Annotated in this window: 7 protein-coding genes and 1 pseudogene; 4 read left to right on the top strand and 4 right to left on the bottom strand. The window is 50.6% G+C overall.

What is annotated here, in order from left to right; genetic code table 11:
• Both H6F76_RS30770 and H6F76_RS29415 read left to right on the top strand, forming a co-directional pair.
• Positions 1-111 (top strand): annotated as a pseudogene (locus H6F76_RS30770) (IS982 family transposase); the annotation flags it as partial.
• A 52-nt stretch (positions 112-163) separates the two neighbouring features.
• Positions 164-367 (top strand): hypothetical protein, encoded by a 204-nt coding sequence (locus tag H6F76_RS29415; protein ID WP_190513686.1) that lies wholly within the window; start codon positions 164-166, stop codon positions 365-367.
• A gap of 29 nt (positions 368-396) precedes the next feature.
• Here H6F76_RS29415 and H6F76_RS29410 read toward each other — a convergent pair whose 3' ends face one another.
• From H6F76_RS29410 to H6F76_RS29395, 4 genes are all read right to left on the bottom strand, one after another.
• Entirely contained in the window at positions 397-1827 is a 1431-nt protein-coding gene (locus tag H6F76_RS29410; protein WP_190513714.1) for a PP2C family protein-serine/threonine phosphatase, read from the bottom strand.
• Between the two features lie 266 nt (positions 1828-2093).
• Positions 2094-2510 carry a hypothetical protein gene (locus H6F76_RS29405; protein ID WP_190513684.1) on the bottom strand — a complete coding sequence of 139 codons (417 nt, stop codon included), beginning with the start codon at positions 2508-2510 and terminating at the stop codon, positions 2094-2096.
• Between the two features lie 543 nt (positions 2511-3053).
• Complete coding sequence (locus H6F76_RS29400; protein ID WP_190451428.1) at positions 3054-3383, bottom strand: heavy metal-binding domain-containing protein; 330 nt, start codon at positions 3381-3383, stop codon at positions 3054-3056.
• Between the two features lie 156 nt (positions 3384-3539).
• Positions 3540-6563, bottom strand: a complete 3024-nt coding sequence (locus H6F76_RS29395; RefSeq protein ID WP_190513682.1) for an ATP-binding protein — start codon at positions 6561-6563, stop codon at positions 3540-3542.
• A gap of 421 nt (positions 6564-6984) precedes the next feature.
• Here H6F76_RS29395 and H6F76_RS29390 point away from each other — a divergent pair, with 421 nt between their 5' ends.
• Positions 6985-8094 carry a response regulator gene (locus tag H6F76_RS29390; RefSeq protein WP_190513676.1) on the top strand — a complete coding sequence of 370 codons (1110 nt, stop codon included), beginning with the start codon at positions 6985-6987 and terminating at the stop codon, positions 8092-8094.
• 83 nt (positions 8095-8177) lie between these two features.
• On the top strand, positions 8178-8867 hold the full coding sequence (locus tag H6F76_RS29385; protein WP_190451690.1) for a response regulator transcription factor: 690 nt from the start codon (positions 8178-8180) through the stop codon (positions 8865-8867).
• The last annotated feature ends 125 nt before the right edge of the window (positions 8868-8992 follow it).

Below are 8992 nucleotides of genomic sequence, written 5' to 3'. Positions count from 1 at the left end.
CGTTCTCCAGTCAATTGCTTTGTCAATATCTTGGGCGGATTGATTGCCTATTGCCATCAGCCAAAGAAGCCATCCATTGCCCTTGACCACAATTTGCTCCTTCCGGCTTAACCCGAACTGACGTTAAATAAGGGCGCTCGCTTCCATATCAAAAGGATGAAGGATGAGGGATGAACAGAAGCCCTTGCTCAAAGGAGGTTTCAAGGTTTATGTCTGTCCAAGCGTTCTCTTTAACTGCTATAGCTTGCGATCGCTCTTTGAGGCAATGAAGTGGCTCTGGGAACTTAATATGAGGCGCATTCTGTTCTCTAGGCACCAGAATCATGCCGCTGCTGTAGAAATTTATCATTTAGTGCAGCAACGCTAGGTTACTCAACCCTTGCCAGGCAAGCGGCTTTATGGCTCGGAGGCTTTTACTTGCATGACAATAAGCGTCATATCATCAGCGTTGCGGTTCGCTGTGCCAGTAAAGATCTGCACTTCATTGAACAAGTACTCCAGAATCGCCTGGGGATGATCACAGTGTTGGCAAGCCCATTGCAGCGATCGAGTCAAATTGTCCTCATCAAACCGCTCACCACTTTGATTGGCTGCATCAGTAAAGCCATCAGTGTAATAAATCAGCGTATCGCCTGGCTGAAGCTGTACCTGGGCATCCTGATAAAGTGTATCGGCGTCTAGCCCAATCAGCATTCCCAGTGTATCGAGCCGTCGAATCGTTTTGCTTGCGGCTTGCCAGAGCAAGGGCGGGTTGTGAGCCGCATTGCTGTAAGAGAGTAGCCGCGTCTGGGGATCGTACTCAGAATAGAAGAGTGTAACGAAACGATTGGAGTTTTCTAGGTCGGCATACATGACGCGGTTGAGATGCTGCAAAATGCGAGCTGGCGAGTGACCATTTAGCACTTCTGCCCGTAACATACCGCGCGTCATGGTCATAATCAGACCCGCAGGCACGCCTTTGCCCATCACATCGCCGATCGCCAAACTCCAGCGTCCCCACTCGCTGCTGCCGTCTTTTTTCGAGCGGATTTGGTCGTAGCTGGCAGGAATAAAGTCGTAAAAATCGCCGCCCACTCGATTGGCTGACTGACAGCGTGCCGCTAGCTCGATGCCTTTAATCTTGGGGCACGATCGCGGCAAGAGGCGCAGTTGAATCTCGGCTCCAATCTCAAGCTCTCGATCGAGTCGTTCCTTTTTACGAAGTTCGACGGTCAGTTCATCGTTTTCGATCGCAACTGCGGTCTGGTCAGCAATCAGACGCACTAGCTTTTGACGGGTTTCGGTCCAGCCATACTGCGGGTCGCGGCTAAAAATGTAAAGCCGCCCACGTTCTGTATTTTTTACCAGAATAGCAGTGCCAAAAAGCTGGACATTGGCACCTAAGTAATGGCTCACCTGATGATCCAGCGAGGCGATCGCACCAGGCGTAAGGGCGATCGCTTGACCAGCAGTTGGATTTAGTGCCGATGCCATCTGACGGGTCGCTGTCTCCAGAGCCTTGCGAATATCCTGACCCCAGCGGCTGTCCTGGCAATGGAGCCGCTCCAGACGTACCTGCCCGTTGGGTTTAAACAGCAGTAGCGCCCCACCATCGCTGTCTGTCACCCGACTTGCCATCAGTGGAATGAGTTCTAAAAACTGATTGAGATTGTTGAAACTCCGCAGCGCAAAGCCGAGTGAACTCAGCAAGTCTTGAATTTTGTGCTGTTCTCGATTCAGTCGTGCAACCAGTTCCTTTAAGGCAAAGACTGGGGTGATCTCAGGCGCAGCACCATCTGTCGTACCGTTAGAGGGACGTGCTGTACGACGATCGCGACGGATCTCCATAGACGGAGATGTCGCTGAAGGGGTCGGCGCATCAGTTTCAGCGTCCGATCTTGACGATGGCTGTCGAGGAAGGGGCACAGCAGTCATTAAGAGCAAGGTAAACGAAGGATTACCACGAGAAGTAGGCTGTCGCTTTGTGCAACTGATTCTAGCGACTATGTCCCCAGAATCGCCTTTGATGCCGCTAACTTTATAGGATTCATACCTAAACGCGGCTATAGTCTACCAACGTTAGCAGATAAGCTCTTAATTGATGCAGTTAACCTTTAACCTTTAGATGGCATGGTCAGGAGCGTGACAACATCCGCATGTGCTAGCACAACATCAGGGTTTTGCTGTAAGGCTGCATCGTACTTTGTCGCAAAGTCATCACCTGACTCAGAAGGGGTAAGCAGCGTACGCACGTCAACCAGGAACGTAGCGATCGTTTCTAAAGAAATGGGCTCGTCCGCTTGCTGTAGCTCATCAATTTGCACGATGATTTGCGACAGCCGATGTAACCAGGCAAATTGATCGTGAGAGATCACTAATTGCAGTAGTTCTCCTCTAGAGACCTGTCCTTGTACTTGTTCGTAAGCAACGCGCTCTGCTTCTAGTAAAAGCTTGTGTAGGCGCAGTAATTTTAGCCGTAGTTCGCTCAACCGCTGATATTGATTGATGCGTTGTTGTAAGGGGTCAACCATTGATACGTCCTATGCTTTCGTTGCAGTGAGCCTTCTTGTGCAGTCAGCGGCGATCGCTGGCACAGGTTTGGCTTCGGTACTGATGCCGGTACTGAGAAACACAGATTAAATAGAGTCAAGTTTTTATGTAGAGGCATGGCAAGACTTTGCCTCTACTTCTGTGCCTACTACAGATTGCTAGGATGACAAGCTATTTAAGGCTCAATTCTTAGCTTCCGGTACTCATCTTAAGATGATCGTAGCGAACCGTTGCCGGATTGGGGGTATCACTGCCTTCCGATTGGCTGCCCATTCATTGCAGCCGCATACTAATTGTTAGCTGGAGCCGCTATGTGCAGAACGCCATCTAGTCAACGTTGCTGCTGTCAACATTAGTGTCTGCTGTGTTTACCAAGGACTGTGTTTACTTAGGGGATATGCTTACGTCTAGAGAACTGCACGATCGACGGCTGAGATTGCAACCGCACGGGCAAAGGCATCCACCTGACGATCATCCATTTGATGATCAGCCACACTGTTATCTAAGCCGCAGTACTCTACGGGTTATTGGATGTATTTAACGGCGGTACCACTTGCCACAACGATGACTAGATGCTCATCATCACTCACGCGGATGGTTTTGTAATCAACATCTACGCCAATCACGGCGTTGGCACCACGTTCGCCGGCTGCTTGCGTCATTTGCCCAATCGCGGTTTCTCTTGCTTGGTCGAGCGACTGCGAGTAGTTGGTCAAGCGAACGCCAGGTAGATCCAAAATACCGGCAATCACTGCTCGAAAAAGATGAGCTTCAAGAACGGCTTCTCCACTGACTAAGCCGCGGTATTCCCCAATCACTTCCCCTTCAATGGCGGGAGTTGTGGTCACAATCATGGATGTTTCCTGTGGATAAATCGGTCAGCTGTAGTTCCGTTGTCCTACTTCACTCACCACATTATCGAATCAATGTCATCATCCGCACGTAATAAATGTCACGCCCTAAACATGACAAATGTCACGATCAAGCACTTCGGTAGGAACCTTTGCTTACTAGGTCAAGTCTACGATCGCCTCAATGCAAAAATCATCAACTAGTTGAGTAAGTGCTTGAGCAAGTTGGGCATGCGGCTCTGGAATTTGCTCAATGAGATTTAGTACCAACTTTGCATTCATCTTGACGGCTGCTTGATGAAGTTGCTCCACCCATTCATCGGGCATAACAGAAACACTCTCGGCGGTCAGCATAAAGCTTTCAGCCTGTGCTGCTAGCTGCGAACTGACGGCTGACGACTGTTGGCTATCGGCATAGATGTAACGTACGCCCAAATAGTCTGCCATTTTCTCAAACAGGATCTCAGCTCGGAACGGTTTGCGTACAAAGTCGTTACACCCGTTAGCGAGGGCAACTTTGCGGTCTTCTTCAAAGACGCTACCAGTCAGGGCAATGATGATGGGAGGCACAACGTCTGCTGCTTTGCAGGCGGCAGCAATTTGCTTCGTTGCCTCGTAGCCATCGACCACGGGCATCCGAATATCCATCCAGATTAAGTGGGGTTGCCAATCTCGCCAGCGATCGATCGCCTCCTGCCCATTACTTGCTTCCTGCGCCTCAAAGCCGACCGAGGTTAGCAACTCCATCAGCAAGGCACGATTTTCGGGTCTGTCATCCACAGCCAGAATGCGATACGACGGCTGCTCTGCCGCTAAACCAATCACCTCCTGATGGTGAATTAGAGGGCTTTGACCTGCTGCTTCCGCTGTATCTGTCTGGATGGAAAAGCTAAAAATACTCCCGCTGCCCCAGGTACTACGAACCCTGATTTCGCCGCCCATAAGCTGCACAAACTTCTGGCTGATTGCTAAGCCTAATCCTGTACCTTCTTGCGATCGTCGCCCTGTTTCTGTTTGCACAAAGGGGTCAAACAAATGCTCCAAATCGTTGGACGTAATACCAGGTCCTGTGTCTTCGATCTCAAAGATGAGGGCTGAGGGCTGAGGGCTGAAAGCTGTAGCTTGCTTCCGCTCTGCGGTGGGCTGAAGGCTAAGAAGTGCTGGTTTAAGGTCGTTAACGTCTCCCCCTGCTTCTCTCGCTCCCCCTGCTTCCTTCATTCCTTCCCTCTCTTCCCCCTCTCCTCTCTCTCCTCTCCCCTCTCCCCGCTTCACCCTCAACGCGACACCGCCGTGCTCTGTAAACTTCACTGCATTGCCTAGCAGGTTGACGAGTACCTGACGCAGTTTGCTTTCATCGGCGCGAATGTATTGAGGCAGATCGCTGGCTAATTCAATGATGAGTTGCAGCTTCTTAGACTGGGCTTTGAGCTGAAACATTTGCTGGAGCCAGTTGAGCAAGCCGTGGAGGTCGAAATCGGTTTGATTAAGAGTTACCCTGCCTGCTTCGATTTTCGACATTTCCAGCACATCGTTGATCAGGGTCAGTAGATGTTCGCCGCTACGGTTGATGGTATCTAGTTGTTCTGTTTGTTTGGGGTTAAGGGCACCTCCACGCATCAACAATTGAGTAAAGCCCAGGATGGCATTAAGGGGCGTGCGGAGTTCGTGGCTCATGTTTGCCAAAAAGACGCTCTTGGCACGATTGGCAGTTTCAGCTGCTTCAACGCTTCGCTGTAGGGCTTCTTCACCATGTTTGCGGGCGGTGATATCGCGTACCATTGCCATGACTTCATGCTCCTGGCATGGAACAATGCGAACTTCTTCATGCTTCAGTTCGTCGTCTACAACCAACTCTTGCTCGTAGATTTGCAGTTCTCCAGTATTGAGGGCTTGATGCACATAATGCATTCGCTGTTCTGCCAGTGCTGGCGGTAAGGAGTTATTGACAGTTGTACCGATCGCGAGTTGGTCGGGATTAATTACCCTAAAGTGTTTACTGCGCTGGATATTCAGGTATGTTCCGTCTTGCTGAATGCGAAACAGCAGATCGGGAATGGCATTAATCAGCGCGCGATTAGTAGCTTCACTTTCGTACAGGGCTTCTTCTGCCTGCTTACGAGCGGTAATGTTACGGACAACCCACACCACAGAGTCGTTAGAAATGGGCGCAACGCTAGCAGAGAACCACATCGGCTGGGCAGCAACATCTAAGCTATATTCCACAGTGAGGTTGCTTTGGGTTTCTAAGGCTTCCGAGATATAGCGTTGATAAAGCTCTGCAAGCTTAGGAGGCAGGTTTTCGTAGATGGTGCGATCGACCTGTTCCTCGATCGGTTTAACGAGCCAACTGTGGTTGGTGGAAAAAAGTTTGAGGCAACGCCCTTCGCGGTTGTAGACAAGGATGATATCGGGCATGGCGGCAAGCAGCCCTTGCAGTTCGGCTTCAGCACGCTTAGTCTGGCTAATATCTACCAGTACGCCATCTAAAGAACTAGAGGCTTGATCGAGCTGGCAAGAAAATAGTCCCCAGAATACCGATCCGTCCTGGCGACGAAATTGAGCTTCAAAGCTGTGGATGCCGCCATGAAGGGAGATTTGTGCCACTGCCTGCTGTTGCTCGATCGGGTCAAGATAGAAATCGGTTGAGTGCTTCTGCCCAATGATAGCGGCGGCTGAGTTGTACCCTAGCATGGTGGCAAAACACTGATTAGCATCCAGAATCAGCCTGTCTTCTAACCGCACTCGAAAAATACCGACCAGGGAGTTCTCAAACAGGTTCTGAAGCTTTGCTTGGCTTTGCTGGTGAGCCATCGCTGCCTGCTGCCTTAACTGCTCTGCTTGGTCTAGCTCGGTCAACAGGATATTGATATAAGCTGGCAGGTCGGCTAATTCATCCTGTCCGTTAGCGACCTGCTTGAACTGCTTATAGTGGTTGCTGTGAGGCACCGCTCGGCTAAGGGCTGCGAGTCGTGACAGCACCAGTCGATCGACGAGCAGCAGGGTAATGACCGAGAAGAGCAGACCCACGCCAAATGTTGACCAAGCTAAAAACTGAGCGGGCTGCCCTTGCTTATAGTCAGTGCTTGGCATACTGGCTAGCAGCGTAGCAGCAATGCCATACAGAATGGCAGTAAGTGCTAGTAGGGTAATGCCGATGGTCAGTAGTATTTGTCTTCGCATCATGAACGCTTGTTACCCTCTTGCCACAAGTAAACAGCGACTTCATCTGGATATGAACGATCGCGTGGAAATGTCTGCTGGCAGACTACTCGATCACGAATCTAATTGAAGGAAAGAAATTCTTTTATTATGACTACCTGCCACAGCTTCTGGCGAGAGTTCCTGTAATGGCGATCGCGCTACCACATGGAACTTCTACCCTTTTATTTTTGCGGCTTATAGACGTAGGAGCGATCGGGCTGCCCCTTTCCAGCTAATAAAATGCTTCTAAATACATGGAATGACCATAAAGACGGACATTATGGCAAGTCGCCAGGGTTAGAATTTCTGTGCAATGGCAGAAGTAACGTTTGGAGCCAAACATCCCCAGCTAAAATCTGAGCAAGCGCTGTGCGTTCTCATCTCATCACCCCAAAGCTGAACCATGTACCCCAGCCAACCCTTAAAAGGCGACCTCCTCATTGTTGACGACACACCGGATAACCTACGCCTACTGTCGGCAATGTTGACTGAGCAAGCCTACGATGTGCGGAGTGTTCGTAATGGTGCGGCAGCGTTAATGGGCGTGCAGGGGCAGCCGCCTGACCTGATTTTGCTCGACATCAATATGCCTGAAATGAACGGCTATGAGGTTTGTCAACGCTTAAAGGCAAATCCCAACACACGGGATATTCCTGTCATTTTTATCAGTGCAAACAATGAAGTGTTTGATAAGGTGCAAGCCTTCTCTGTTGGCGGTGTGGACTACATCAGCAAGCCGTTTCAAGTCGAAGAAGTGCTGGTACGGGTTGAAAATCAACTGGCACTGCGTCAACTACAAGTGCAACTCCAGCAGCGCAATTACCAGTTGGAAGCGGTTGAGGCAGACCTACGCCGCGCTTTAGAGCAAGAGCAGGCACTCAACCAGCGCATCGAAGAACTGGCAACCCTGGAGGAACGCAACCGTATTGCCCGTGACATTCACGATTCGTTGGGTCATGCGCTCGTTGCCCTCAATATCCAAATGGAAACGGCGTTAGCACTGTGGCAGCAAGACCCAGACCGAGCGTTCACAACCTTAGTTGAGGCGAAGCAACTGGGTTCGGATGCGTTGCGGGCAACGCGCCAATCGGTTTCTGACATTCGTGCCGATCCATTGCAGGGGCAGTTGTTGGAAGAGGCGATCGCCGCCCTCACACAAGATTTTCAGCGCACAACTGGCGTGCAGCCAGCTTGCGAGATTGATGTCACCCAGCCTCTGTCTCATTCAGTGAGCACTGCGGTCTATCGACTGGTGCAGGAAGGGTTGACTAATATTTGCAAGCACGCCAATGCCACAGTCGTGACCATTCAACTGCAATTGATGGAGGGTGGTTTAGTAATTAGCCTGCAAGATAATGGCAAGGGCTTTCAAGCCGATGCGGCTGTTTCTGGCTTTGGTCTTCAGGGTATGCGAGAGCGTCTTCAAGCGCTAGGTGGCACATTGGAGATTACCAGTGAACCGGGAGCAGGTTGCCGTTTAACGGCTTTGCTACCGTCAAAAATTAAAAATTAACAACTAAAATCAAAAAGTTGGCAAATAGCGAGATAGTGGGAAGCAGGCTATGTTCCGACCTCTCCTTCCAGTGACCCATGTCGATGATCCGCGTCCTGTTAGTTGAAGATCAAGAAATTGTCCGCCGCGGTTTGAAGACCTTGCTTGAGATCAAACCCGATTTGCAGGTCGCTGGTGAAGCGGGCAATGGGCAACAGGCGATCGCACAACTTGCAGTGTTGCACGCTCAGGAGCAGATGCCCGATGTCATCCTAATGGATTTGCATATGCCGGTGATGGATGGCGTAACAGCAACCCGGATCATCTGCCAGCAATATTCCGGCGCGAAAATCCTGGTTTTTACGACCTTTGACGATGTGAAATATGTCGCTGAGGCGCTGCGTTGGGGAGCAAAAGGCTATCTGTTGAAAGATACACCGTCTGAGGAACTGGCAGAGGTGATCCGCTCGATCCATCGAGGCTACACACAGTTTGGACCCGGCATTCTAGAGAAAATGATTGCTGCCGGACCCACTATTGCAGTGGATCAGCAGTTGGACATCCCGCCCGGTTTAACCAATCTGACGCTTAGAGAGCGCCAAGTCTTACGTATGGTTGCGGTCGGTGCCAGCAACCGCGAAATTGCTCAAGCCCTCTTTCTCTCAGAAGGAACGGTACGCAACCACATTTCCCATATTTTGACGCGGCTGGGTTTGCGCGATCGTACGCAGGCAGCGATCGTGGCGAATGCCTTTCTTCATTGGCTAGATGTCCCCGACTCACCTAAAAGCTAACTGTAACGATCGATCTGGTACTCTAGCGGCTTTTACCCAGACCAACTCTACCTGGCACCTGCTAGCCCACACTCCACTCTAAATACAAGATGCGCTTGGAACGGCAATCGTGTCCTCAAGCTGAT

Origin of the sequence: Leptolyngbya sp. FACHB-321 (genome assembly GCF_014695975.1) — a bacterium.
Taxonomy (GTDB): Bacteria; Cyanobacteriota; Cyanobacteriia; order Leptolyngbyales; family Leptolyngbyaceae; genus Stenomitos.
Note: the sequence above shows the minus strand (reverse complement) of the source record. Positions and strands in the feature narration are given on the sequence as shown.